Here is a 23487-nt window from a genome sequence, read left to right on the forward strand (position 1 = left end):
CAGGCAGCACTTTGCAGTGCTGCCTGTTGGCGTTTATCTTCTGTCAGTCTTCATCCAGGCCGGTTTGATGCCGTATGAATAAACAGAACATTTGCCTGGGAGGAGCGGCTTATTAAACCGCTTTTCGCCAAGGGCCCCTCATTGGGCGTGCGCCTGTTGGTGCTGGCCGTGCTGTCGGTCGCGCTGATGGTCGTTGATGCGCGCTTCAGCCTGCTTAAACCCGTACGCAGCCAGGCCTCGCTGGTGCTGATGGACGCCTACTGGATTACTGACCTGCCCGGACGGTTGTGGGAAGGTATCGCCAGCCAGTTCGGCAGTCGCACCGAGCTCGTCGCCGAAAATGAAAAACTCAAGTCGGAAAACCTGCTGTTGCAGGGTCGCATGCAGAAGCTTGCCGCCCTCACCGAGCAGAACGTCCGTCTGCGCGAGTTGCTCAATTCCTCCGCGCTGGTCAACGAGAAGGTCGAAGTGGCCGAATTGATCGGCATGGACCCCAACCCTTTCACCCATCGCATCATCATCAATAAAGGTGAGCGTGATGGCGTAGTGCTCGGTCAGCCGGTGCTCGATGCTCGCGGCCTGATGGGGCAGGTGGTCGAACTGATGCCGTACACCTCACGTGTGCTGCTGCTGACCGACTCGACCCACAGCATTCCCGTGCAGGTGAACCGTAACGGCCTGCGGGCGATTGCCAGCGGCACCGGTAACCCCGAGCGTCTGGAACTGCGCCACGTGGCGGACACTGCCGATATCAAGGAAGGTGATCTGCTGGTCAGCTCCGGTCTCGGCCAGCGTTTCCCGGCCGGTTACCCGGTGGCGACGGTCAAGGAAGTCATCCACGATTCCGGCCAGCCTTTTGCAATCGTCCGCGCCGTGCCGACCGCCGCACTCAACCGCAGCCGTTACCTGTTGCTGGTATTCAGTGACAACCGCACTGCCGAAGAGCGCGCCAACGATGCCGCGCAGGCTCAGGAAAACCTCGATGCCTTTGGTGGTGGTCCGGTGATTCCGTCCACGGTGCCGAAAATCGTCACCCCGCCAGCCTCATCCGCAACTCCTGCCACGACGACTCCGTCGGCTGCGCCTGCTGCCGGCACCACGCCGGCCAAACCTGCTGCGAGCAAACCGCCTGCAGCCACACCCGCGGCCAGCAAGCCACCGGCCAATCAGCCCGCTGCTCGACCAGCGGCCAAGCCGCCTGTCACTGCGCCGGCGACCACCGGGAGGCAAGAATAATGGTCGGAGCTACCGCATCGCGTAACGGCTGGATCGTCTGGCTGACGTTTATCGTCGGCATACTGCTCAGCGTGTCGCCATTGCCCATTTTCATGGAAATCCTGCGCCCGCTGTGGCTGGCCTTGCTCCTGACTTTCTGGGCTTTGTACCTGCCGCATACGGTCGGCATGGTCACGGCGTTCTGCCTGGGGCTGGCCGAGGACGTGCTGCAAGGCGATCTGCTCGGTCAGAATGCATTGATCCTGACACTGATCACGTTCCTCGTGCTGTCGTTGCAACAACGCCTGCGAATGTTCCCGATGTGGCAGCAGTGCCTGGTGATTCTGGTGATCTTCGGCCTCGCCCAGCTCGTACAACTCTGGCTCAGCGCCTTGACCGGCAACCGTCAGCCGACCCTCGCACTGGTCCTGCCGGCACTGGTCAGTGCCTTGCTCTGGCCTTGGGTCAGCTTCGCTTTGCGTGGATTGCGTCGGCGCTACAAAATCAACTGATTCGGTCAGGCATTTGCCCGTATCAGTGCCTTGCCTCGCAAATGAAGTTCTTTTTGGGCGAGCGGCTGTTGTTGCCAGACAAGGCGCCGTGACGAGTCATAGCGTGCTATGGCGAGGAACGGCAACGCAGTATGGCAACAACAGACGCCGACCAAAGGGAACAGCATTTGTGAGGCAGGGCACCAACAGGGAGATGTCTTGATGAAAAAGCTTTACCTCGCCTCAGGATCGCCGCGTCGGCGTGAATTGCTCACGCAGATCGGCATCCCGTTTACCGCCATCAGCGCGGATATCGATGAAACCCCTCTCGCCAATGAATCCCCATCGGCCTACGTCGAGCGCCTGGCGCGCGGCAAGGCCGAGGCCGGGCGGCGCGCCGGCGTTTCCGACGTAGCGTATTGCGTACTGGGCGCCGACACCGCCGTGGTGCTGGACGGCAAAATTCTTGGCAAACCGGTGGACGAAGCCGATGCATGCGCCATGCTGATGATGTTGTCCGGCAAGGAGCATGAAGTGCTGACGGCGATTGCCGTGCTCGACGGCGAGCGCATCGAGTCGCGGGTGGTGCGCAGTCTGGTGCGGTTCCGCTCGATCAGCCGCGAAGAAGCCGCCGCCTACTGGGCCAGCGGCGAACCCCGGGACAAGGCGGGTGGCTACGGCATTCAGGGGCTCGGCGCGGTGTTCGTCGCCGGCCTCAATGGCAGCTACTCGGCGGTCGTCGGCTTGCCGGTGTGCGAAAGCGCAGAACTGCTTGGCCATTTCGGCATACCCTGTTGGCAAAACCTGAACGCGCGATGAGCGTCGAACGGACAAGATGCGGCCATTATCGTGAACATGCCTGAACGAGACCCTGCCATGAGTGAAGAGATTCTGATCAACATCACGCCGATGGAATCGCGCGTGGCGGTGGTCGAAAACGGTGTGCTGCAAGAAGTGCACGTCGAGCGTACGCAAAAACGCGGGATCGTCGGCAACATCTATAAAGGCAAGGTGGTGCGGGTTCTGCCGGGCATGCAGGCGGCCTTCGTCGACATCGGCCTGGATCGTGCAGCCTTCATTCATGCCTCGGAAATTTCCCTGCGCGAAGGTCCTGCGGTGGAAAGCATCAGTGCGCTTGTACACGAGGGCCAGAGCCTGGTGGTGCAGGTCACCAAGGATCCGATCGGTTCCAAAGGCGCGCGGCTGACGACGCAGCTGTCGATCCCGTCGCGCTATCTGGTGTACATGCCGCGCACCGCCCACGTCGGCATTTCTCTGAAGATCGAAGACGAAGCCGAGCGCGAGCGCCTCAAGCAGGTGGTCAGCGATTGCGTGGCCAAAGAAGGCATCAAGGAGGCCGGCGGCTTCATTTTGCGTACCGCCGCCGAAGGTGCCGGGGCCGATGAGATCCTGATGGACATCCGCTACCTGCGCCGGCTGTGGGATCAGATCAACGAACAGATCAAGACCATCGGCGCACCGAGCGTGATCTATGAAGACCTTGGCCTGGCGTTGCGCACCCTGCGCGATCTGGTCAGCCCTAAGATCGAAAAGATCCGCATCGACTCCCGGGAAACCTTCCAGAAAACCACGCAGTTCGTCGCCGAACTGATGCCGGAAATCGCCGATCGTCTGGAACATTACCCGGGTGAACGACCGATCTTCGACCTGTACGGTGTCGAAGACGAAATCCAGAGAGCCCTGGAGCGCAAGGTGCCGCTGAAGTCCGGTGGTTATCTGGTGATCGATCCGGCGGAAGCCATGACTACCATCGATGTGAACACCGGGGCGTTCGTCGGTCATCGCAACCTCGAAGAAACCATCTTCAAGACCAACCTCGAAGCCGCGACCGCGATTGCCCGGCAGATGCGCCTGCGCAATCTGGGCGGGATCATCATCATCGACTTCATCGACATGGAAGATGAAGAGCACCAGCGTCAGGTACTGCGTACCCTGGAAAAACAGCTGGAGCGCGATCACGCCAAGACCAACATCATCGGCATCACCGAATTGGGCCTGGTGCAGATGACGCGCAAGCGCACCCGCGAAAGCCTCGAGCAAGTGTTGTGTGAACCGTGCAGCAGCTGTCAGGGCCGGGGCAAACTGAAAACTCCGGAAACCATTTGCTACGAGATTTTCCGCGAGATCCTGCGCGAAGCCCGGGCCTATCAGGCCGAGGGTTATCGGGTGCTGGCGAACCAGAAAGTGGTGGATCGCCTGCTCGATGAAGAGTCCGGTAACGTGGCCGAACTTGAAGGTTTCATCGGGCGCACCATACGCTTCCAGGTCGAAACCATGTATTCCCAGGAACAATATGACGTGGTGCTGCTCTGAACCCCTGCATCACCTTTTTCCTGAAACGGCTGGCCTCAGCTTTTTGCAGTATTTTTGCCATGGGAGCCAACTGACATGGAACGTCTGACACGCATTTTGGCTGCGCTGACCCGCTGGGGTCTGAGCCTGTGCGCGTTGGTTCTGGTATTGATGGCGTTGTACGTCAGTCTCGGCCGGGAACTCACGCCACTGGTGGCCGAATACCGCGCCGATATCGAAGACAAGGCCAGTGCTGCCTTGGGCATGCCGTTGCAGATCGGCGAGCTGGAAGGCAACTGGAGCGGATTTGCCCCGATCCTGCTGGCCCACGACGTGATGGTCGGCAGCGGCGCCAACGCCTTGCGCCTGGATCGGGTGCGCGCGGTGCCGGATCTTTGGGCCAGTTTGCTGGCCCGGGAAGTGCGCATCGCCCATCTTGAACTCAACGGTCTGAAGATCAGCCTCAAGGAAGGCGAAGACGGAAAGTGGGCGCTGGAAGGCTTGCCGGTGCAGCAGGATCAGCCCATGGATCCCGAACAACTGTTCAACCGCATGCAAATGATTCAGCAACTGTCGGTGCTCGACAGTCAGGTGACGTTGCAGCCGCTGGAGCAGGCGCCGCTGACCCTCACTTATGTCGGCCTCAATCTAAAGACCGGTTCCAGCCGCCAACGCCTCGATGCGCGCCTGACCCTGCCCGACGGTCAGCCTGTGGCGCTGAGCCTGCGCACACGCCTTCGTCCGAATCAGTGGCAGAACAGCGAAGTGGACGGTTATGCCAGCCTGCCGCAGAGCGACTGGTCGAAATGGCTGCCCGAGCGCCTGACTCAACAGTGGAATTTCTCCGCGATCAAGGCCGGTGGCGAGTTGTGGGTCAACTGGCGCGAGGGGGCGCTGCAAAGTGCCGCGATCCGTCTCAATGCGCCGCAACTGACCGGCGCCTACGCTGAACGCAAGCCGATCCAGATCAACAATCTGGCGCTCAATGGCTATTTCCAGCGCGGTTCCGAGGGAGCCATTGTCACGCTGGATTCGCTGGCGATGAATGTCGGCGAAACCCGTTGGGAATCCCATGTCCAGATCAAACAGACTGTCGCCAACGACAACACCGAAGAACTCTGGCATCTGCAGGCTGACCGGCTCGACCTGACGCCGATCACACCTTTGCTCAATGCCCTCGGCCCATTGCCCCAAGGCTTCGCCACAGTGGTCGAGCGCCTGAAAGTGACCGGCAGTCTGCGTAACGTGTTGCTGGATTTCCGGCCGAATGCCACCGACGACAGCAAATTCAGCTTCGCCGCCAATCTCGATCAAGTCGGCTTCGACGCCTACCACGGCGCGCCGGCGGCACGGAATGTCAGCGGCAGCCTTACTGGCAATCTCGGCGGCGGCGAGCTGCGCATGGACAGCAAGGACTTCGTCCTGCACCTCGATCCGATTTTCGCCAAGCCGTGGCAATACATTCAGGCCAACGCCCGGTTGACCTGGAAGCTCGATAAAGAAGGGTTCACCCTGATCGCGCCGTACCTGAAGGTGCTCGGCGAGGAAGGCAAGATCGCCGGCGACTTCCTGATCCGCCTGCACTTCGATCACAGCCAGGAAGACTACATGGATCTGCGGGTCGGTCTGGTGGATGGCGACGGTCGCTACACCGCCAAGTACCTGCCGCAAGTCCTGAGCCCGGCCCTCGACGAATGGCTGCGTACGGCGATTCTCAAGGGCGCGGTGGATCAGGGCTTCTTCCAGTATCAGGGTTCGCTGAACAAGAACGCCGGAGAAGCGGATCGCAGCATCAGCCTGTTCTTCAAGGTGCACGACGCCGAGCTGGCGTTCCAGCCGGGCTGGCCGCACGTGAGTAAGGTCAACGGTGATGTGTTCATCGAAGACAGCGGCGTGCGGATTCTGGCCAGCAAGGGTCAGTTGCTCGACACCCAGGTCAGCGATGTCTTCGTCAATATTCCCCATGTGCCGAGCGGCGAGCACAGTCATATGTTCCTCGACGGCAGCTTTGCCGGTGGGTTGGGCGATGGCTTGAAGATTCTTCAGGAAGCGCCGATCGGCACCGCTGACACTTTTGCCGGCTGGGAAGGCGAGGGTGACCTGCAAGGCAAGCTCAAACTCGATGTGCCGTTGGCCAAGGGCGATCAGCCGAAAATCCTCGTCGACTTCAAAACCGCCAATGCGCGATTGAAGCTGGCGGAGCCGAAGCTCGAACTGAGCCAGCTCAAGGGTGATTTCCGCTTCGACAGCGACAAGGGCCTGAGCGGTCAGAACATCAGCGCCAGGGCCTTCGATAAACCGGTCTCGGCGCAGATCTTCGCCGACGGTGCTCCCGGCCAGCTCAAGACCCGGGTCGCGGCGTCAGGGCAGGTCGAGGTCAAGAAACTCACTGACTGGCTGGGCGTGACTCAACCGTTGCCGGTGTCCGGGACGATTCCTTACCAGCTACAAGTGAATCTGGCCGGCGCCGACAGCCAATTGATGGTCAGTTCCAGCATGAAGGGTGTGGCGGTGGATCTGCCGGCGCCGTTCGGCATGGCCGCCGACGTGGGGCGTGACACGGTATTCCGCATGACCCTGCAAGGACAGGAGCGGCGTTTCTGGGTCAATTACGATCAACTGGCCAATTTCACCTTTGCCGCGCCACCGGGAAATTTTGCCGATGGTCGGGGCGAGTTGTTCCTCGGCGCCGGCGAAGCGGTGTTGCCGGGCAGCAAAGGTCTGCGAGTGCGCGGCGTATTGTCCGAGCTTGACGTCAAGCCCTGGCAGGACCTGCTGGACAAATACGCTGGCCAGGATCCGGGTGGCAACGCCAAGCAGTTGCTCAGCAGCGCGGATTTCAAGGTCGGCAAACTCACGGCCTTCGGCACCACGCTGGATCAGGCAGCCGTGCAAGTGAATCGCAAGCCCGGTGCCTGGGCACTGGCCCTCGACAGCCAGCAGGCCAAAGGCACGGCGGGCATTCCTGACGCCAAGGGCGCGCCGATTGCGGTGAACCTGCAATACGTGCGGTTGCCGGCGCCGGACCCGACGGTCCAGGCCGACGAAAACGCGCCGGATCCACTGGCTTCGGTCGATCCGACCAAGATCCCAGCGCTGGATATCACCATCAATCAATTGTTCCAGGGCCAGGATCTGGTCGGTGGCTGGTCGCTCAAGATTCGGCCGACCGCCAAGGGCATCGCCCTGAACAATCTCGATCTGGGCCTCAAGGGCATTCTTTTGCAGGGCAGCGGCGGCTGGGAAGGCGCGCCCGGTGCTACGAGCAGTTGGTACAAGGGTCGGATCGGCGGCAAGAATCTCGCCGATGTGCTCAAGGGCTGGGGCTTTGCACCGAGCGTGACCAGCGAAGAATTCCACATGGATGTCGACGGCCGCTGGCCGGGCTCGCCGGCGTGGCTGGCGACCAAGCGCTTCTCCGGCACCCTCGATGCGTCCCTCAACAAAGGCCAGTTTGTTGAAGTGGAGGGCGGCGCCCAGGCATTGCGGGTATTCGGTCTGCTCAACTTCAACTCGATTGGCCGGCGTTTGCGCCTAGACTTCTCCGACCTGTTCGGCAAAGGCTTGAGCTATGACCGGGTCAAGGGATTGCTGGTGGCGACCAATGGCGTGTATGTGACGAAAGAGCCGATCAAGTTGACCGGGCCTTCGAGCAACCTGGAACTGGACGGCACGCTGGATCTGGTGGGCGATCAGGTTGATGCCAAATTGCTGGTGACCTTGCCGGTGACCAACAATCTGCCGATTGCCGCGCTGATTGTCGGCGCACCGGCGGTCGGCGGTGCTTTGTTCCTGATCGATAAGCTGATCGGCGATCGCGTGGCCCGGTTCGCCAGCGTCAAATACACCGTCAAAGGCCCGTGGAAAGAGCCGAAAATCACCTTCGACAAGCCTTTTTGAACAGCCAGCCCCTGAACCGATGGAGTAGCATGGCCGCATACCTCTTGCGGAGTGCGCCATGTCTTTAGCGGTGATTCAAATGGTCAGCCAGAGCGATGTGCTGGCCAACTTGCGCGATGCCCGACGTTTGCTCGAACAGGCGGCCAATGCCGGTGCGAAGCTGGCCGTGCTGCCGGAAAACTTCGCGGCCATGGGCCGTCGCGACATCGCCGATATCGGTCGCGCCGAAGCGCTTGGCGAAGGCCCGATCCTGCCGTGGTTGAAACAGACCGCCCGAGACCTCAAGTTATGGATTGTGGCCGGCACCTTGCCGTTGCCGCCGGTGGGGCAGCCCGAGGCCAAGTCCCATGCCTGCTCGCTGTTGGTGAATGATCAGGGCGAAATCGTCGCGCGCTATGACAAGTTGCACCTGTTCGATGTCGACGTGGCGGACAATCGCGGCCGTTACCGCGAATCCGATGACTATGCTTATGGCAGTGGCGTGGTGGTCGCGGACACCCCGGTCGGGCGACTGGGCCTGACGGTGTGCTACGACCTGCGTTTCCCGGAGCTGTACAGCGAATTGCGCGCAGCCGGGGCTGAACTGATTACCGCACCGTCGGCCTTCACCGCGGTGACCGGTGCGGCGCACTGGGACGTGTTGATCCGTGCTCGGGCCATTGAAACCCAGTGCTATGTGCTGGCGGCAGCCCAGGGCGGGATACATCCAGGGCCACGAGAGACCTTTGGCCACGGGGCGATTGTCGATCCGTGGGGCCGCGTGCTGGCGCAGCAGGAGCAAGGCGAAGCGGTGTTGCTGGCCGAACGCGACAGTAATGAACAGGCGTCCATCCGGGCGCGAATGCCGGTGACGGGTCATCGGCGGTTTTTTTCGCAGGGCGCACAGCGACCTGCTTCAGAACACGAATTTAAGGCGTAAAACCTATGAGCGAGTTGTTGTCCTCAGTCAGTGATCACCTGTTGGCGCCCGGCGGCGTGACGATCGAGAGTCTGCAAGGCGTGCTCGGTGATCTGGCGGGTCCAGGCATCGATGCGGCCGACCTGTATTTCCAGGGGCAGATTTCCGAGTCCTGGTCGCTGGAAGACGGCATCGTCAAGGAAGGCAGTTTCAACCTAGACCAGGGCGTCGGCGTGCGTGCGCAGTCCGGCGAAAAAACCGGTTTCGCCTACAGCAACGCGATCACCCTCGAAGCCCTCGGCGCGGCGGCCCGCGCGGCCCGTTCGATTTCCCGCGCCGGGCAGAACGGCACAGTGCAGGCTTTCAGCAGCCAGGACGTCGCCCAGTTGTATGCGCCGGACAACCCGCTGGAAGTCCTGAGCCGCGCTGAAAAAGTCGAACTGCTCAAACGCATCGACGTGGCGACCCGCGCCCTCGACCCGCGTATCCAGCAGGTCAGCGTAAGCATGGCCGGGGTCTGGGAGCGAATTCTGGTGGCCTCGACTGACGGTGGCCTGGCTGCCGACGTGCGTCCGCTGGTGCGCTTCAACGTCAGCGTGATCGTCGAACAGAATGGCCGTCGCGAGCGTGGCGGTCACGGCGGCGGCGGGCGTACCGACTACCGTTATTTCCTCGCCGAAGACCGCGCCATGGGCTATGCCCGTGAAGCGTTGCGTCAGGCGCTGGTGAATCTGGAAGCGATTCCGGCACCGGCCGGCACCTTGCCGGTGGTTCTGGGTTCGGGCTGGTCCGGCGTGCTGCTGCACGAAGCGGTCGGTCACGGTCTGGAAGGCGATTTCAACCGCAAGGGCAGCTCGGCCTACAGCGGTCGCATGGGCGAAATGGTTGCCTCGAAACTTTGCACCATCGTCGATGACGGCACGTTGGCCGGTCGTCGCGGCTCCCTGAGCGTCGACGACGAAGGCACCCCGACCGAGTGCACCACGCTGATCGAAAACGGCGTGCTCAAGGGTTATATGCAGGACAAGCTCAATGCGCGGCTGATGGGCGTGGCCCGCACCGGCAACGGTCGCCGTGAATCCTACGCGCACCTGCCGATGCCTCGAATGACCAACACCTACATGCTCGGCGGCCAAAGCGATCCGGCGGAAATCATCGCCTCGGTGAAGAAGGGCATCTACTGCGCCAATCTTGGCGGCGGTCAGGTCGATATCACCAGCGGCAAGTTCGTGTTCTCCACCAGCGAGGCGTATCTGATCGAGGACGGCAAGATCACCGCGCCGGTCAAAGGCGCAACGTTGATCGGCAACGGTCCGGAAGCGATGAGCCGGGTGTCGATGGTCGGTAACGACCTGGCGCTGGACAGCGGCGTGGGGACTTGCGGCAAGGACGGGCAGTCGGTGCCGGTGGGTGTCGGTCAGCCGACCCTGAAAATCGATGCGATCACCGTGGGTGGCACAGGCGCATAAGAAGGAATGGAGCTTCGGGTGGCGCGCGGTGCGGCCACCCGGTGGCGAATATCAGCGCAGACCGCGTTGAGTCTCGTCCAGCTCACGGATGTACTTGAAGATCTTGCGGCTCGAGGCAGGAGGTTTGTTTTGCGCAACCTCGTGCTGGGCCTGACGGATCAGGGAACGCAGTTGCTGGCGGTCGGCGTCCGGGTAATCGACGACGAATTTCTCCAGCACGGCATCGTCACCGGCGATCAGGCGGTCACGCCAGCGTTCGAGGTTGTGGAAGCGCTCGTTGTACTGACGGGTAGAGGCATCGAGTTGATCGAGCAAAGTGAGAATCGCGTCAGTGTCCTGATCGCGCATCAGTTTGCCGATGAACTGCAAGTGCCGTTTACGCGCGATGTTCGCGGTGTGCTTGGGCGCATCGGCCAGGGCCCGGCGCAAGGCGTCGGTCAGTGGCAGTTTTGCCTGCAAGTCGGGCTTGAGCGTTGTAAGGCGCTCGCCAAGGTCAACCAGAGCATGCAGCTCGCGTTTGACCTGGGATTTGCTTTTTTCTCCCGTATCGAGGGAGTCGTCGTAAGAATCAACCATGGTGGCAGTCCGCAAAGAAACGCTGCCATGATAACCAGTCGGGGGCCGCTTGTCCGGCCCGGTCGCTCGAAGGCCCCAGCCGAAAGCAGAATTTGAGTGGAGATGAGCATGAGTGCAGTTGAAAGCGTCGGCCCACAGGCATTGCCGGCACTGCAGGAACAGGTCGAGCAGATCATCGCCGAAGCCAGGCGTCAGGGAGCCAGTGCCTGCGAAGTAGCGGTGTCGCTGGAGCAGGGCCTGTCGACGTCGGTGCGTCAGCGTGAAGTCGAAACGGTCGAATTCAACCGCGATCAGGGCTTCGGCATCACATTGTATGTCGGTCAGCGCAAAGGCTCGGCCAGCACCTCCGCCACCGGGCCGGATGCGATTCGCGAGACCGTTGCTGCGGCGCTGGCGATTGCCAAGCACACCTCCGAAGACGAAGCCTCGGGGCTGGCTGATGCTGCGCTGATGGCCCGGGATATCCAGGATTTCGATCTGTTCCATCAATGGGACATCACCCCGGAGCAGGCCATTGAAAAGGCATTGCTCTGCGAAGCCGCCGCGTTCGACGCCGATGCGCGCATCAAGAATGCTGATGGCACCACGTTGAGCACTCATCAGGGCTGTCGCGTTTACGGCAACAGCCACGGTTTCATCGGCGGTTACGCCTCGACCCGGCACAGCCTGAGCTGCGTGATGATCGCCGAGGCCGATGGCCAGATGCAGCGCGACTACTGGTATGACGTGAACCGCCAGGGCAGCTTGCTGGCGGATCCGGTGAGTATCGGCCAGCGTGCTGCGCAGCGGGCGGCGAGTCGCCTGGGAGCGCGTCCGGTGCCGACCTGCGAAGTGCCGGTTTTGTTTTCGGCAGAACTGGCGGGTGGGTTGTTCGGCAGCTTTCTGTCGGCGATTTCCGGCGGCAGTCTGTACCGCAAATCGTCATTCCTTGAAGGCACCTTGGGGCAGAAGCTGTTCCCGGAATGGCTGACGATCGACGAACGCCCGCACCTGATGCGTGCCATGGGCAGTGCTTCCTACGATGGTGACGGCCTGGCGACCTATGCCAAACCGTTCGTCGAGAAGGGCGAGTTGGTGTCGTACATTCTTGGCACTTATTCCGGTCGCAAACTCGGCATGCCGAGTACCGCCAACGCGGGCGGCGTGCACAACCTGTTCGTCACCCATGGCGATGAAGACCAGGCTGCCTTGCTGCGACGCATGGGGCGTGGGTTGTTGGTCACCGAGTTGATGGGCCACGGCCTGAACATGGTGACCGGTGATTACTCGCGCGGTGCGGCGGGTTTCTGGGTCGAGAACGGTGAAATCCAGTTCGCGGTGCAGGAAGTGACCATCGCCGGCAACATGCGTGACATGTTCAAGCAGATCGTCGCGGTCGGTAACGATCTGGAGCTGCGCAGCAACATTCGCACTGGTTCGGTGTTGATCGAGAAGATGACTGTCGCGGGCAGCTAAGCCCCAGGCAGGTACAAAAAAGGCGCGCCACCCGATTGGGAGGCGCGCCTTTTTTTGTGTCTGCAAATTTTTCGATCTGATGAGGGCAGCAAAAAAGCTGCTCTTGTTTTGGTTCTCATTATCATCTAATAATAAATCTCATTATCGGATGAGCCCAGGATCATGAGTTCTGCCTTGCACGAGCAGCCGTCTCTCGAAAGCTGGCGCTGGATGAGTCGCCAGATCCGTTGCGCGATGGATCCCGATGAACCTCGCCTGATTGAACATTACCTGGCCGAAGGCCGGTATCTGGCCCGCTGCACGGCGACCTCGCCCTGGATGGTTGCTGAAACCTCTTTCCGCCTGCTGCTCGACACGGCCACCGACATCGTGCTGCCGTGGCATTGGCGCAGCCTGTGTCTCGATCAAGCCTGGCGGCCCTTGCGTGAAATGGAGCGCCTCTCGCTTTGCAAGTGCCGGCTCAAACGCTGGCAAAGCTACACCTGGCAATTGGCGATCTGCGAGCTGCTTCCCTCGATTCCCCTCATAGAACTGGTGCAAGGATTTTCAGATGACCAAGACACGTATTGAGCGCGACAGCATGGGCGAACTGCAGGTGCCGGTGGACGCTCTCTACGGCGCGCAGACCCAGCGCGCCGTGGATAACTTCCCGATCAGCGGCAAGCCGATGCCGACCCAGTTCATTCGCGCTTTGATTCTGGCGAAAGCCGCTGCCGCCCGGGCCAACGTTGAACTCAACCAGATCAGTGCCGCGCAAGGCAAAGCCATCAGCGATGCCGCCCAAGGGTTGCTGGAGGGCGACTTCATGCGGCATTTCCCGGTGGACATTTTCCAGACCGGTTCCGGCACCAGCTCCAACATGAACGCCAACGAGGTGATCGCCACGCTGGCCAGTCGTCTGCTCGAGGAGCCAGTAAACGCCAATGATCATGTGAACTGCGGGCAAAGCAGCAACGACATTATTCCAACCACTATCCACGTCAGCGCCGCGCTGGCCCTGCACGAACAACTGCTGCCGGCGCTGCTGCACCTGGTGCAAGTGATCGAACGCAAGGCCGAGCAAGTCCATCACCACGTCAAGACTGGCCGCACCCACTTGATGGATGCCATGCCGGTGCGCATGAGCCAGGCGTTGAACGGTTGGGCGCAGCAGCTCAAGGCTAATATCGGTCACCTGCAGGACTTGTTGCCAAGCCTGCAATCCCTGGCACAGGGTGGCACAGCGGTCGGTACCGGGATCAATGCGCATCCGGAATTTGCTGCGCGGTTCAGCCGCCAGCTCAGCCAGTTGACCAATGTCCAGTTCACCCCTGGCAAGAATCTGTTCGCCCTGATCGGCTCGCAGGACACTGCCGTGGCCGTGTCGGGCCAGCTCAAGGCCACCGCCGTATCGCTGATGAAAATCGCCAACGACCTGCGCTGGATGAACTCCGGCCCGCTCGCCGGCCTCGGTGAAATCGAATTGGAAGGCCTGCAACCGGGATCGTCGATCATGCCGGGCAAGGTCAATCCGGTGATCCCGGAAGCCACTGCCATGGTGGCCGCGCAAGTGATAGGCAACGACACTGTAATCACCATCGCCGGGCAGTCGGGCAATTTCGAACTGAACGTGATGCTGCCGATCATCGCCCAGAACCTGTTGAGCAGCATCGAGTTGCTGGCCAACTCCAGCCGTCTGCTGGCTGACAAGGCCATCGCCAGCTTCAGGGTCAACGAGTCGCGCCTCAAGGAAGCGCTGTCGCGCAACCCGATTCTGGTGACTGCGCTTAACCCGATCATCGGTTACCAGAAAGCTGCCGAAATCGCCAAGCAGGCCTACAAACAGGGCCGTCCGGTGATCGACGTCGCGCTGGAGCACACCGACCTGTCGCGCAGCCAGCTGGAAGCGTTGCTCAATCCCGAGAAACTTACCGCTGGCGGCGTGTAAGCACCGCAACCGCTTTGGAGGTTCACCATGGAGCACTGGAAACGCACGATCGAACGGGCCAATCGCTGCTTCATGCTGGGCGAGCTGATCGACGCCTGCGAGGCCTACCTGCAAGCCTTGGCGTTGGCCCAGGTGTTGTTCGAGCGCTGGGCCGATGCCGACGAAGCGGTGGCGGCCTGCGTCATCTCCCACCACAACCTGGCGGATTTGCACCTGCGGCTGAATCAGCCGGAGGAGAGCGCCGAATACCTGTGCGCGATCCATCAACGGCTGTTGCAGACCATGCAGGACGAGCGCCTGCGCCCGGCGCTGCGTGAAGCGGCGCTGCGCCAGAGCAGCAAGACCTACGTCGAGCTGCTCAATTTCATCAGCGAACACGGCGAATACCCGCGCACCCAGCGTTTGCTGCATCCGGATACCGGCAATGCGCGGCGCGCGCCTGCCCCACATCACCATGGAGTCCACTGAAATGGCTTTTACCCTGCCAGCTTTGCCTTACGCCTACGACGCACTGGAACCGCACATCGATGCGCAAACCATGGAGATTCACTACACCAAGCATCATCAGACTTACATCAACAATCTGAACGCCGCGGTCGAGGGCACCGAGTTTGCGGAGTGGCCGGTGGAAAAACTGGTCGCCAGTGTCCAGCAACTGCCGGAAAAACTTCGTGCGGCGGTGATCAATCAGGGCGGCGGTCACGCCAACCATTCGCTGTTCTGGGAAGTGATGGTGCCCAACGGCGGTGGCAAACCGGACGGTGCGCTGGCCAAGGCGATCGATGAGCAACTGGGCGGGCTCGACAGCTTCAAGGAAGCCTTCACCAAGGCCGCGCTGACCCGCTTCGGCAGTGGTTGGGCGTGGCTCAGCGTCACCCCGGACAAGCAACTGGTGGTGGAAAGCAGCGGAAACCAGGACAGTCCGCTGATGAACGGCAACACGCCGATTCTCGGCCTCGACGTGTGGGAGCACGCTTACTACCTGCGATATCAGAACCGTCGGCCGGAATACATCAGCGCGTTCTACAACGTGATCAACTGGCCGCAAGTCGCTGCGCGCTATCAGGCCGCGCTGGTTTAAGTCTTCTATAAAAACAATTCAAGGCTGACTATGGGCACTGAGACACTGGCGATCGGAAGTGGGCGTATGTTTCGTTACGCAATCGGTTCGCTGTTGCTGTTGGCGGGCATGACCCTGCTGGTCGCTCACGGACTGGAATGGCTGAATCTGGAACCTAGGCTGTCGCGGGCATTGCAGGGCGGCGCGATTTGCGCCCTCGGCACCGCACTTGGAGCGGTTCCGGTGCTGGTGATCCGCAACATGCCCCAGGCGCTGGGCGATACGCTGCTGGGTTTTGGCGCCGGTGTGATGCTGGCCGCGACCGCGTTTTCGCTGATCGTGCCGGGAATCGCCGCCGCCGAAGGTCTGGGGTTGAGCCCTTGGGGCGCCAGCGGCCTGATCTGTTTCGGCATCATGCTCGGGGCGTTTGGCCTTTATCTGGTTGATCGCCGGGTGTCGGGCGCATCGCCGGAAATGCTCATCGGCACTGTCGAGCATCCGGTGATTCCGCCGCGGATCTGGTTGTTCGTGTTCGCCATCATTGCCCATAACATCCCGGAAGGCATGGCGGTCGGTGTCTCGGCGGGTGGTGGAGTGCCGGACGCAGACAGTCTGGCCATGGGCATTGCCTTGCAGGATGTGCCGGAAGGGCTGGTGATTGCACTGGTACTGGCCGGTGCCGGGATGTCGCGGGTCAAGGCATTCTTGATTGGCGCAGCGTCAGGTCTGGTCGAGCCGGTGTTCGCGCTGCTCTGTGCCTGGCTGGTCAGTCTTGCCGAGTTATTGCTGCCCTTGGGCTTGGCGTTGGCGGCGGGTGCCATGCTGCTGGTGGTGACTCACGAGGTCATTCCGGAGTCGCGACGCAATGGTCATGAGAAGCTGGCAAGCCTGGGCTTGTTGACCGGATTCTGTCTGATGATGGTGATGGACACGGCATTGGGCTGAAACGCAGGAGGGAGCTGGCTCCCTCGCTTCAAGCTTTTTCAGCCACCTTCATCGAAGTAGTTGTTGATCAACGCAACCAGCGCATCCATGGCTTCCTGTTCCTGGTGGCCTTCGGTACTCAAGTGGATTTTGGTGCCCTTGCCCGCAGCGAGCATCATCATCGCCATGATGCTTTTACCGTCAACCGTGGTTTCCGGGGTACGGCCGACTCTGATCGTGCAATCGGGAAACTGGCCCGCCACGCCGACGAATTTTGCCGATGCGCGGGCGTGCAGGCCCAGTTTATTGATGATTTCTATTTCCCGAGCAGGCATCGCGGTGTGAATCCTTTAGCTGAGGTCGCGGTGGCGGACCTGGACGTTCTTCAGGGTCTTCTGCAGCGCCTGGCCCAGACGTTCGGTCAGGTAAACGGAACGGTGATGCCCGCCGGTGCAGCCGATGGCAATGGTGACGTAAGCGCGGTTGCTCGCGGCGAAGCGCGGCAGCCATTTGTGCAGGTACGTGTAAATATCCTGGTACATCTCCTCGACCTCGGGCTGCGCGGCCAGATACTCGGCGACCGGCTGATCGAGACCGGATTGCGCACGCAGTTCCGGCTTCCAGTACGGGTTCGGCAGGCAGCGTACATCGAACACCAGATCCGCATCCACCGGCATGCCGCGTTTGAAACCGAACGACTCCACCAGAAACGCCGTGCCCGGCTCCGGCTGGTTCAACAGGCGCAATTTGATGGTGTCGCGTAGCTGGTACAGGTTGAGATGGGTGGTGTTGATCTTCAGATCGGCGAGATCGGCAATCGGGCCGAGCAGGGCGCTTTCATCCTGAATGGCTTCTGCCAGCGAACGATTGGCGTTGCTCAGCGGGTGGCGGCGGCGAGTTTCGGAGAAACGCTTGAGCAGGGTTTCTTCGTCGGCATCCAGATACAGGACATCGCATTGAATATGCTTGGCGCGTACGTCCTCGAGCAATTCCGGAAATCGGCTCAGATGGCTCGGCAGATTGCGTGCGTCGATCGATACCGCCACCAGTGGCTGCGCCAGTTCGGTGTGAATCAGGGCACGTTCGGCCAGCTCCGGCAGCAGGCCGGCCGGCAGGTTATCAATGCAGTAGTAACCGTTGTCCTCAAGGACATCCAGGGCAGTACTTTTACCCGAGCCGGAACGGCCGCTGACAATGATCAAGCGCATGATTACGGCCTGTTCTGCTCTTCCAGTACAACCTGGTACAGGGCTTCGTTGCTTGGCGCGCTGCGCAGTCTGTCGCGCACGTCCTTGCGGTCGAGCATGCTGGCGATCTGGCGTAAAAGCTCCAGGTGCGCATCGGTGGCAGCTTGCGGCACCAGAAGGACGAACAGCAGATCCACAGGCGCGCCGTCGATTGCGTCGAAATCGATAGGGGCATCAAGGTGCATCAGCGCACTGATCGGCGCTTCGCAGCCCTTGAGGCGGCAGTGAGGAATGGCGATGCCGTTGCCAAAACCAGTTGAACCCAGTTTTTCACGGGCAATCAATGCCTCGAAGACATCTTGCATCTCCAGATCCGGGACTTCCCGGGCGATCAGGTTGGCAATTTGTTCGAGGGCTTTCTTTTTACTGCCGCCCGGCACGTTCACCAGGGAACGGCCGGGGGTCAGGATACTTTCAAGTCGGATCATGGGGGTGGGGGTTATCGACCGGTAGCGCCCTGGAGCAGGCTCTGGGTCTTTTCCTTATGCTTTTTGAGTTGTTTATCAAGCTTGTCGGTCAACGCGTCGATCGCAGCGTACATATCGGTATGTTCCGCGTTTGCGACGACCTCATTGCCGGGAATATGCAGCGTGGCTTCGATTTTCTGCTTCAGCTTTTCGACGCACATCGTGACCTGTACGTTGGTGATCTTGTCGAAATGCCCTTCGAGCTTCTTGAGCTTGAGCTCGATGTACTCGCGCAGAGGCTGGGTAACTTCCAGTTGGTGTCCACTGATGTTGACTTGCATACAGCTTCTCCTTCGTTGCCAGTGCATAAAGCGGCAGGCCGAAAAGCCTGCCACTGGAACGCTGTAACGTGGCTTACATCAACCGCTTGCGTTCGCTCGAAGGCGCGATCCCGAGGGATTCGCGGTACTTGGCGACGGTGCGGCGAGCCACCTGAATGCCTTGTGCCTCCAGTAAACCAGCGATCTTGCTGTCACTCAACGGCTTTTTCTGATTTTCCGCGGCAACCAGTTTCTTGATGATCGCGCGGATCGCCGTGGACGAGCATTCACCGCCTTCTGAGGTGCTCACATGGCTGGAGAAAAAGTATTTCAGCTCATATATGCCTCGCGGGGTATGCATGAACTTTTGCGTGGTCACGCGGGAAATCGTCGACTCGTGCATGCCCACCGCTTCAGCGATGTCATGCAGGACCAGCGGCTTCATCGCTTCGTCGCCGTACTCCAGAAAGCCGCGCTGATGTTCGACGATCTGGGTGGCCACTTTCATCAGGGTTTCGTTGCGGCTCTGCAGGCTCTTGATGAACCAGCGGGCTTCCTGCAACTGATTGCGCATGAAGGTGTTGTCGGCACTGGTATCGGCGCGCCGCACGAAACCGGCGTACTGGGCATTGACCCGAAGGCGCGGCACCGACTCCTGGTTCAGTTCGACCAGCCAGCGCTCGTTGTCCTTGCGCACGATGACGTCAGGTACCACGTATTCGGCTTCGGTGGACTCGATCTGCGAACCGGGGCGCGGGTTGAGGCTCTGCACCAGTTCGATGACCTGGCGCAGTTCGTCTTCCTTGAGTTTCATGCGGCGCATCAGCTGGCTGTAGTCGCGGCTGCCGAGCAGGTCGATGTAATCGGTGACCAGACGCTTGGCCTCTGCCAGCCAAGGGGTCTTGGCCGACAGCTGGCGCAATTGCAGCAGCAGGCATTCGCCCAGGTTGCGTGCACCGATGCCGGCCGGTTCGAATTGCTGGATGCGGTGCAGGACGGCTTCGATCTCGTCCAGCTCGATGTCGAGCTCAGGATCAAAGGCGTCGAGGATTTCTTCGAGGGTTTCGTCCAGGTAGCCCTGATTGTTGATGCAATCGATCAGGGTCACAGCGATCAGGCGATCGGTGTCGGACATCGGTGCCAGGTTCAACTGCCACAACAGATGGCTTTGCAGGCTCTCGCCGGCGGAGGTGCGGGTGGTGAAGTCCCACTCGTCATCGTCGCTGCTCGGCAGGCTGCTGGCGCTGGTCTGGTAGACGTCTTCCCAGGCGGTGTCTACCGGCAGTTCGTTGGGGATTCGCTCGTTCCATTCGCCGTCTTCGAGGTTGTCGACTGTCGGCGCGGCCTCCTGATAGGTAGGTTCCTGGATCTCGGTGTTGGGCTTCTGTTCGGCGTTGTCGGCCATGGGATCGGAGTTGTCGAAGTCGTCGCCGTCTTCCTGGCGTTCGAGCATCGGATTGGATTCCAGCGCCTCCTGGATTTCCTGTTGCAGATCCAGGGTCGACAATTGGAGCAGACGGATGGCCTGTTGCAGCTGCGGTGTCATCGTCAGCTGCTGGCCCATTCTCAAGACTAGCGATGGTTTCATGGCAGGGGCTTAACACCTTATTCGCCGGCGCTATGCGCCATCCACTACAGGGCGCCGAAGCGCCAAACTTAAGCAAATTATATGCCTGAAACTGTCGTGTTTGCCTAGAGCGCTGTAACAATAAAAGCGTAGAAAAAATGCGCTTCAACGTTACAGCATCCGGACGGCAGGTCGAATGCTGTCACGCTTACAGGCGGAACTCGTGACCCAGATACACTTCCTTGACCAGATCATTGGCGAGGATGGTCGCGGAGTCGCCTTCGGCGATCAACTGGCCGTCATTGACGATGTAGGCGGTTTCGCAGATATCCAGCGTCTCACGGACGTTGTGGTCGGTGATCAATACACCGATACCCTTGGCCTTGAGGTGGTGGATGATCTGCTTGATGTCGCCGACCGAGATCGGGTCGACACCGGCGAACGGTTCGTCGAGCAGGATGAACTTCGGTGCCGTAGCCAGTGCGCGGGCGATCTCCACGCGGCGGCGTTCGCCACCGGACAGGCTCATGCCGAGGTTGTCGCGAATGTGGCTGATGTGGAATTCCTGCAGCAGGCTTTCCAGCTCCTTGCGACGACCGGCCTTGTCGAGCTCCTGACGGGTTTCCAGGATGGCCATGATGTTGTCGGCTACCGACAGTTTGCGGAAGATCGACGCTTCTTGCGGCAGATAGCCGATACCGGCCTTGGCGCGACCGTGCATCGGCTGGTGGCTGACGTCGAGGTCGTCGATCAGTACGCGACCCTGATCGGCCTGAACCAGGCCGACGATCATGTAGAAGCACGTGGTCTTGCCGGCGCCGTTCGGGCCGAGCAGGCCGACGATCTGACCGCTGTCGATCGAAAGGCTGACGTCGCGCACGACCTGGCGGCTTTTATAGGCCTTGGCCAGGTGCTGAGCTTTCAGAGTTGCCATTACTGGGTTTTCTCGTCGGTTTTCTTCTTCGGCTGGATCACCATGTCGATGCGCGGACGCGCTTCGGTGACCTTGCTGCCAGTGGCTCGACCGGCGCTGGCCAGTTTTTTCACCGTGTCATAGACGATTTTCTCGCCCTGAGTGGTGTTGTTGTCCTTGTCGACGACTTTTGCCTTGTCGATCAGTACGACGCGGTTTTGCTGTGCGTGGTACTGAATGGTCACGCCCCAGCCCTGGACGGGCTTGGTGTCACCGGCAGTCTGCAACTGTTCGAAGTAGGCGAGGTTGCCCACCGAAGTCACGACATCGATGTCACCGTTAGGCGCACGGGTCATGGTCACGGTGTTGCCTTTGACGATCATCGAACCCTGGGTGATGATCACGTCGCCTTTATAAGTGGCAACGCCGTTCTTGTCGTCCAGCTGGGCATCGTCGGCCTGAATGCGGATTGGCTGCTCTTGATCGTTCGGCAGAGCCCAGGCGCTCACGCTTCCCAGTGCTGCGCCCAGACCGAGCAAAATAGGGAGGGTTTTAACGAGCCTCATACTGTCCTCTTACGTTCGATAGCAGGTGTATCCTGCTTTCCTTCAAATACGCTTTCATTCCTACGCCAGTCGATACACCGCCAGCGCCGTCGATTCTAACGGGTTGCTGGGTCTGCGCATATTGCTGCTGAGGGAACACCGTCATGCGTGTGCTGGTAATCAGCGTGTCGCGGTTCTTTTCGTCGGTGCGCTTGACCCGAACGGAGTCGATCAGCTCGACCTCGGTGCCACCGGAGTTCACTTCGCCGCGTTCACTGGTCACGTGCCATGGAAAATCGGTGCCACGGAACATGTTCAGATCGGGTTTGGTGACCAGTGTAATGTCGGTCGCCTTGACGTGCTCGGCCTTGTCGGACGTCATTTCGTACTGCACTTTGCCGTCTTCGAGGTACTGGATCGTGTGCGTGTTGGTTGCATACCAGTCGATCGGGCTTTCCTCTGCCGAAACCGGCGGTTTGTCGAGGAAACGTTCCGGGCTGATGTTCCAGTAGCCGACAGCGCCGAATATCGCTGCGATACAACCGAACAACAAGATGTTGCGAAACTTTTTGCTAAACATGGTTGGACTCACAGGTACGCATTGTTGGCGGCGTCGAGGCTGCCTTGGGCGCGCAGGATCAGTTCGCAGAATTCGCGGGCGGCACCTTCGCCGCCACGGGCCTGGGTGACGCCATGTGCGTGTTCGCGAACAAAAGGGGCGGCGTTGGCCACGGCCATGCCCAGCCCTACGCGGCGGATCACGGGCAGGTCGGGCAAATCGTCGCCGAGGTAAGCCACTTGTTCATAGCTTAGGCCCAGTTGCTCCAGAAGACCGTCGAGAACCACCAGTTTGTCTTCGCGACCCTGAAACAGGTGCGGGATGCCCAGGTTCCTTGCCCGACGCTCGACCACCGGAGTCTTGCGACCGCTGATGATGGCGGTCTGTACGCCGGCGTTCATCAGCATTTTGATGCCCTGGCCATCGAGCGTGTTGAAAGTCTTGAACTCGCTGCCATCTTCAAGGAAGTACAGTCGCCCGTCGGTGAGAACACCGTCGACGTCGAAAACCGCCAGTTTGATGGCTTTGCCGCGTTGCAGCAGATCGGTGCTCATTTACATCACTCCTGCGCGCAGCAGATCGGAGAGGTTGAAGGCGCCGATCGGGCGATCCTCTTCATCCACGACAACCAGCGCGTTGATTCGGTGGTCTTCCATGATTTTCAGGGCTTCGGCGGCGAGCATCTCGGCACGGGCGGTCTTGCCGTGAACGGTCATCACCTGGTCGATGGTGGCGCTGTGGATATCAATGCTGCGATCCAGAGTGCGGCGCAGGTCGCCGTCCGTGAAGATCCCGGCCAATTTGCCGTCTGCTTCAAGAATCACAGTCATGCCCAGACCCTTGCGGGTCATTTCCATCAGCGCGTCCTTGAGCAGCGTGCCTCGTTGAACCTGAGGCAGGTCCTGCCCGGCGTGCATGACATTTTCCACTTTCAGCAGCAGGCGTCGGCCCAGTGCGCCGCCGGGGTGGGAAAAGGCAAAGTCTTCAGCGGTGAAGCCGCGCGCTTCCAGCAGTGCCACGGCCAGGGCGTCGCCCATGACCAGTGCCGCGGTGGTCGAAGAGGTTGGCGCGAGGTTGAGCGGACAAGCCTCATGTTCTACGTGAACGTTGAGATTGACCTGGGCGGCCTTGGCCAGTGGCGATTGCGGGTTGCCGGTGACGCTGATCAACTGGATGCCCAGGCGCTTGATCAGTGGCAGCAGGGTGACGATTTCGTTGGTGGAACCGGAGTTCGACAGGGCCAGAATCACATCGTCACGAGTGATCATGCCCATGTCGCCATGGCTGGCTTCGGCCGGGTGCACGAAAAACGCCGGGGTGCCGGTGCTGGCCAGGGTGGCGGCAATCTTGTTGCCGATGTGCCCGGACTTGCCCATGCCGACCACGACAACACGGCCTTTGCTGGCCAGAATCATCTCGCAAGCGCGTACGAAATCGGCGTCGATATGGGGCAGCAAGCCTTGTATGGCTTCCACTTCGAGGCGGATGGTGCGTTGTGCCGATTGAATCAGGTCGCTGGTTTGGCTCATGTCAGAAATCGTATAGCCCGATGAAAAGGCGGCGATTATAGCGGTTATGTTGAAAAGCCTCACGCAAGTTCGTCGCGCTTTGTCATTCCTCGTTACCAAAACTCTGCAAATAAGGCTTCGAGCCCTTCAACTCGCAGAATCCGGGCCGGTGCAGGCCTTGGGCGCTTGCCCT

Annotated in this window: 24 protein-coding genes; 13 read left to right on the forward strand and 11 right to left on the reverse strand. The window is 60.5% G+C overall.

Translation table 11 applies throughout. The features are described from left to right. Positions 1-111 precede the first annotated feature (111 nt). The 7 genes from mreC (at position 112) to tldD (ending at position 10286) form a co-directional block, all read left to right on the forward strand. Entirely contained in the window at positions 112-1236 is a 1125-nt protein-coding gene (gene mreC, locus CAF77_RS12485; RefSeq protein ID WP_084777036.1) for a rod shape-determining protein MreC, read from the forward strand. Next, entirely contained in the window at positions 1236-1727 is a 492-nt protein-coding gene (mreD, locus tag CAF77_RS12490) for a rod shape-determining protein MreD (protein ID WP_064382544.1), read from the forward strand. Before mreC ends, mreD begins: the two co-directional genes overlap by 1 nt. Positions 1728-1928: 201 nt before the next feature. Then, entirely contained in the window at positions 1929-2525 is a 597-nt protein-coding gene (locus CAF77_RS12495; RefSeq protein ID WP_064382543.1) for a nucleoside triphosphate pyrophosphatase, read from the forward strand. Positions 2526-2582: 57 nt separating this feature from the next. Next, a complete protein-coding gene (gene rng / locus CAF77_RS12500; protein ID WP_064382542.1) occupies positions 2583-4040 on the forward strand; it encodes a ribonuclease G in 1458 nt (485 codons plus the stop codon). Between the two features lie 75 nt (positions 4041-4115). Next, the gene (locus tag CAF77_RS12505) at positions 4116-7919 is read left to right on the forward strand and encodes a YhdP family protein (RefSeq protein ID WP_064382541.1); all 3804 of its coding nucleotides are present in this window, start codon (positions 4116-4118) and stop codon (positions 7917-7919) included. A gap of 58 nt (positions 7920-7977) precedes the next feature. Further along, positions 7978-8838, forward strand: a complete 861-nt coding sequence (locus CAF77_RS12510) for a carbon-nitrogen hydrolase family protein (RefSeq protein ID WP_064382540.1) — start codon at positions 7978-7980, stop codon at positions 8836-8838. Between the two features lie 5 nt (positions 8839-8843). Further along, positions 8844-10286, forward strand: coding sequence for a metalloprotease TldD (gene tldD / locus CAF77_RS12515; RefSeq protein WP_064382539.1), 1443 nt, complete (start codon positions 8844-8846; stop codon positions 10284-10286). A gap of 51 nt (positions 10287-10337) precedes the next feature. Here the strand turns inward: tldD and yjgA are convergent, their stop codons facing one another. After that, positions 10338-10862, reverse strand: coding sequence for a ribosome biogenesis factor YjgA (gene yjgA / locus CAF77_RS12520; RefSeq protein ID WP_007953598.1), 525 nt, complete (start codon positions 10860-10862; stop codon positions 10338-10340). A 108-nt stretch (positions 10863-10970) separates the two neighbouring features. On the opposite strand from yjgA, the gene pmbA reads away from it, so the two are divergent. The 6 genes from pmbA (at position 10971) to CAF77_RS12550 (ending at position 16249) form a co-directional block, all read left to right on the forward strand. Continuing rightward, a complete protein-coding gene (gene pmbA / locus CAF77_RS12525) occupies positions 10971-12317 on the forward strand; it encodes a metalloprotease PmbA (RefSeq protein ID WP_064382538.1) in 1347 nt (448 codons plus the stop codon). Between the two features lie 162 nt (positions 12318-12479). Next, positions 12480-12887, forward strand: a complete 408-nt coding sequence (locus tag CAF77_RS12530; RefSeq protein WP_085654620.1) for a FagA protein — start codon at positions 12480-12482, stop codon at positions 12885-12887. Beyond that, entirely contained in the window at positions 12868-14244 is a 1377-nt protein-coding gene (locus tag CAF77_RS12535; protein ID WP_064382536.1) for a lyase family protein, read from the forward strand. The genes CAF77_RS12530 and CAF77_RS12535 overlap by 20 nt, the downstream gene beginning before the upstream one ends. Before the next feature lie 27 nt (positions 14245-14271). Beyond that, on the forward strand, positions 14272-14712 hold the full coding sequence (locus tag CAF77_RS12540; RefSeq protein WP_064382535.1) for a hypothetical protein: 441 nt from the start codon (positions 14272-14274) through the stop codon (positions 14710-14712). Between the two features lies 1 nt (position 14713). Further along, positions 14714-15325, forward strand: coding sequence for a superoxide dismutase (locus CAF77_RS12545; RefSeq protein WP_064382534.1), 612 nt, complete (start codon positions 14714-14716; stop codon positions 15323-15325). Between the two features lie 30 nt (positions 15326-15355). Beyond that, positions 15356-16249, forward strand: coding sequence for a ZIP family metal transporter (locus CAF77_RS12550; RefSeq protein WP_064382533.1), 894 nt, complete (start codon positions 15356-15358; stop codon positions 16247-16249). Between the two features lie 38 nt (positions 16250-16287). Here CAF77_RS12550 and CAF77_RS12555 read toward each other — a convergent pair whose 3' ends face one another. The 10 genes from CAF77_RS12555 to CAF77_RS12600 all read right to left on the reverse strand — a co-directional run bounded on the left by CAF77_RS12555 (position 16288) and on the right by CAF77_RS12600 (position 23315). Beyond that, positions 16288-16563 (reverse strand): HPr family phosphocarrier protein, encoded by a 276-nt coding sequence (locus tag CAF77_RS12555; RefSeq protein ID WP_064382532.1) that lies wholly within the window; start codon positions 16561-16563, stop codon positions 16288-16290. A 15-nt stretch (positions 16564-16578) separates the two neighbouring features. Continuing rightward, complete coding sequence (gene rapZ, locus CAF77_RS12560; RefSeq protein ID WP_064382531.1) at positions 16579-17436, reverse strand: RNase adapter RapZ; 858 nt, start codon at positions 17434-17436, stop codon at positions 16579-16581. Positions 17437-17438: 2 nt separating this feature from the next. Then, the gene (gene ptsN, locus CAF77_RS12565; protein ID WP_064382530.1) at positions 17439-17903 is read right to left on the reverse strand and encodes a PTS IIA-like nitrogen regulatory protein PtsN; all 465 of its coding nucleotides are present in this window, start codon (positions 17901-17903) and stop codon (positions 17439-17441) included. Between the two features lie 11 nt (positions 17904-17914). Further along, complete coding sequence (gene hpf, locus CAF77_RS12570; protein ID WP_011332471.1) at positions 17915-18223, reverse strand: ribosome hibernation-promoting factor, HPF/YfiA family; 309 nt, start codon at positions 18221-18223, stop codon at positions 17915-17917. Between the two features lie 73 nt (positions 18224-18296). Next, positions 18297-19790 (reverse strand): RNA polymerase factor sigma-54, encoded by a 1494-nt coding sequence (locus CAF77_RS12575; RefSeq protein ID WP_085654622.1) that lies wholly within the window; start codon positions 19788-19790, stop codon positions 18297-18299. Positions 19791-19977: 187 nt separating this feature from the next. Continuing rightward, complete coding sequence (gene lptB / locus CAF77_RS12580; protein WP_007953572.1) at positions 19978-20703, reverse strand: LPS export ABC transporter ATP-binding protein; 726 nt, start codon at positions 20701-20703, stop codon at positions 19978-19980. After that, positions 20703-21248, reverse strand: coding sequence for a lipopolysaccharide transport periplasmic protein LptA (gene lptA, locus CAF77_RS12585; protein WP_064382528.1), 546 nt, complete (start codon positions 21246-21248; stop codon positions 20703-20705). Before lptA ends, lptB begins: the two co-directional genes overlap by 1 nt. Further along, the gene (gene lptC / locus CAF77_RS12590; RefSeq protein ID WP_007953568.1) at positions 21235-21807 is read right to left on the reverse strand and encodes an LPS export ABC transporter periplasmic protein LptC; all 573 of its coding nucleotides are present in this window, start codon (positions 21805-21807) and stop codon (positions 21235-21237) included. Before lptC ends, lptA begins: the two co-directional genes overlap by 14 nt. Positions 21808-21815: 8 nt before the next feature. Next, on the reverse strand, positions 21816-22340 hold the full coding sequence (locus tag CAF77_RS12595) for an HAD family hydrolase (RefSeq protein ID WP_085654624.1): 525 nt from the start codon (positions 22338-22340) through the stop codon (positions 21816-21818). After that, positions 22341-23315 (reverse strand): KpsF/GutQ family sugar-phosphate isomerase, encoded by a 975-nt coding sequence (locus tag CAF77_RS12600; RefSeq protein ID WP_085654626.1) that lies wholly within the window; start codon positions 23313-23315, stop codon positions 22341-22343. Positions 23316-23487: the final 172 nt, after the last annotated feature.

This window comes from Pseudomonas sp. R15(2017), assembly GCF_002112685.1.
Lineage (GTDB): Bacteria > Pseudomonadota > Gammaproteobacteria > Pseudomonadales > Pseudomonadaceae > Aquipseudomonas > Aquipseudomonas glycinae.

Excerpts from the sequence above, each read along its gene's own strand:
- mreD (WP_064382544.1), top strand. The coding sequence starts at position 1,236 with ATGGTCGGAGCTACCGCATCGCGTAACGGCTGGATCGTCTGGCTGACG.
- CAF77_RS12495 (WP_064382543.1), top strand. The coding sequence starts at position 1,929 with ATGAAAAAGCTTTACCTCGCCTCAGGATCGCCGCGTCGGCGTGAATTG.
- rng (WP_064382542.1), top strand. The coding sequence starts at position 2,583 with ATGAGTGAAGAGATTCTGATCAACATCACGCCGATGGAATCGCGCGTG.
- CAF77_RS12505 (WP_064382541.1), top strand. The coding sequence starts at position 4,116 with ATGGAACGTCTGACACGCATTTTGGCTGCGCTGACCCGCTGGGGTCTG.
- CAF77_RS12510 (WP_064382540.1), top strand. The coding sequence starts at position 7,978 with ATGTCTTTAGCGGTGATTCAAATGGTCAGCCAGAGCGATGTGCTGGCC.
- tldD (WP_064382539.1), top strand. The coding sequence starts at position 8,844 with ATGAGCGAGTTGTTGTCCTCAGTCAGTGATCACCTGTTGGCGCCCGGC.
- yjgA (WP_007953598.1), bottom strand. The coding sequence starts at position 10,862 with ATGGTTGATTCTTACGACGACTCCCTCGATACGGGAGAAAAAAGCAAA.
- pmbA (WP_064382538.1), top strand. The coding sequence starts at position 10,971 with ATGAGTGCAGTTGAAAGCGTCGGCCCACAGGCATTGCCGGCACTGCAG.
- CAF77_RS12530 (WP_085654620.1), top strand. The coding sequence starts at position 12,480 with ATGAGTTCTGCCTTGCACGAGCAGCCGTCTCTCGAAAGCTGGCGCTGG.
- CAF77_RS12535 (WP_064382536.1), top strand. The coding sequence starts at position 12,868 with ATGACCAAGACACGTATTGAGCGCGACAGCATGGGCGAACTGCAGGTG.
- CAF77_RS12540 (WP_064382535.1), top strand. The coding sequence starts at position 14,272 with ATGGAGCACTGGAAACGCACGATCGAACGGGCCAATCGCTGCTTCATG.
- CAF77_RS12545 (WP_064382534.1), top strand. The coding sequence starts at position 14,714 with ATGGCTTTTACCCTGCCAGCTTTGCCTTACGCCTACGACGCACTGGAA.
- CAF77_RS12550 (WP_064382533.1), top strand. The coding sequence starts at position 15,356 with ATGGGCACTGAGACACTGGCGATCGGAAGTGGGCGTATGTTTCGTTAC.
- CAF77_RS12555 (WP_064382532.1), bottom strand. The coding sequence starts at position 16,563 with ATGCCTGCTCGGGAAATAGAAATCATCAATAAACTGGGCCTGCACGCC.
- rapZ (WP_064382531.1), bottom strand. The coding sequence starts at position 17,436 with ATGCGCTTGATCATTGTCAGCGGCCGTTCCGGCTCGGGTAAAAGTACT.
- ptsN (WP_064382530.1), bottom strand. The coding sequence starts at position 17,903 with ATGATCCGACTTGAAAGTATCCTGACCCCCGGCCGTTCCCTGGTGAAC.
- hpf (WP_011332471.1), bottom strand. The coding sequence starts at position 18,223 with ATGCAAGTCAACATCAGTGGACACCAACTGGAAGTTACCCAGCCTCTG.
- CAF77_RS12575 (WP_085654622.1), bottom strand. The coding sequence starts at position 19,790 with ATGAAACCATCGCTAGTCTTGAGAATGGGCCAGCAGCTGACGATGACA.
- lptB (WP_007953572.1), bottom strand. The coding sequence starts at position 20,703 with ATGGCAACTCTGAAAGCTCAGCACCTGGCCAAGGCCTATAAAAGCCGC.
- lptA (WP_064382528.1), bottom strand. The coding sequence starts at position 21,248 with ATGAGGCTCGTTAAAACCCTCCCTATTTTGCTCGGTCTGGGCGCAGCA.
- lptC (WP_007953568.1), bottom strand. The coding sequence starts at position 21,807 with ATGTTTAGCAAAAAGTTTCGCAACATCTTGTTGTTCGGTTGTATCGCA.
- CAF77_RS12595 (WP_085654624.1), bottom strand. The coding sequence starts at position 22,340 with ATGAGCACCGATCTGCTGCAACGCGGCAAAGCCATCAAACTGGCGGTT.
- CAF77_RS12600 (WP_085654626.1), bottom strand. The coding sequence starts at position 23,315 with ATGAGCCAAACCAGCGACCTGATTCAATCGGCACAACGCACCATCCGC.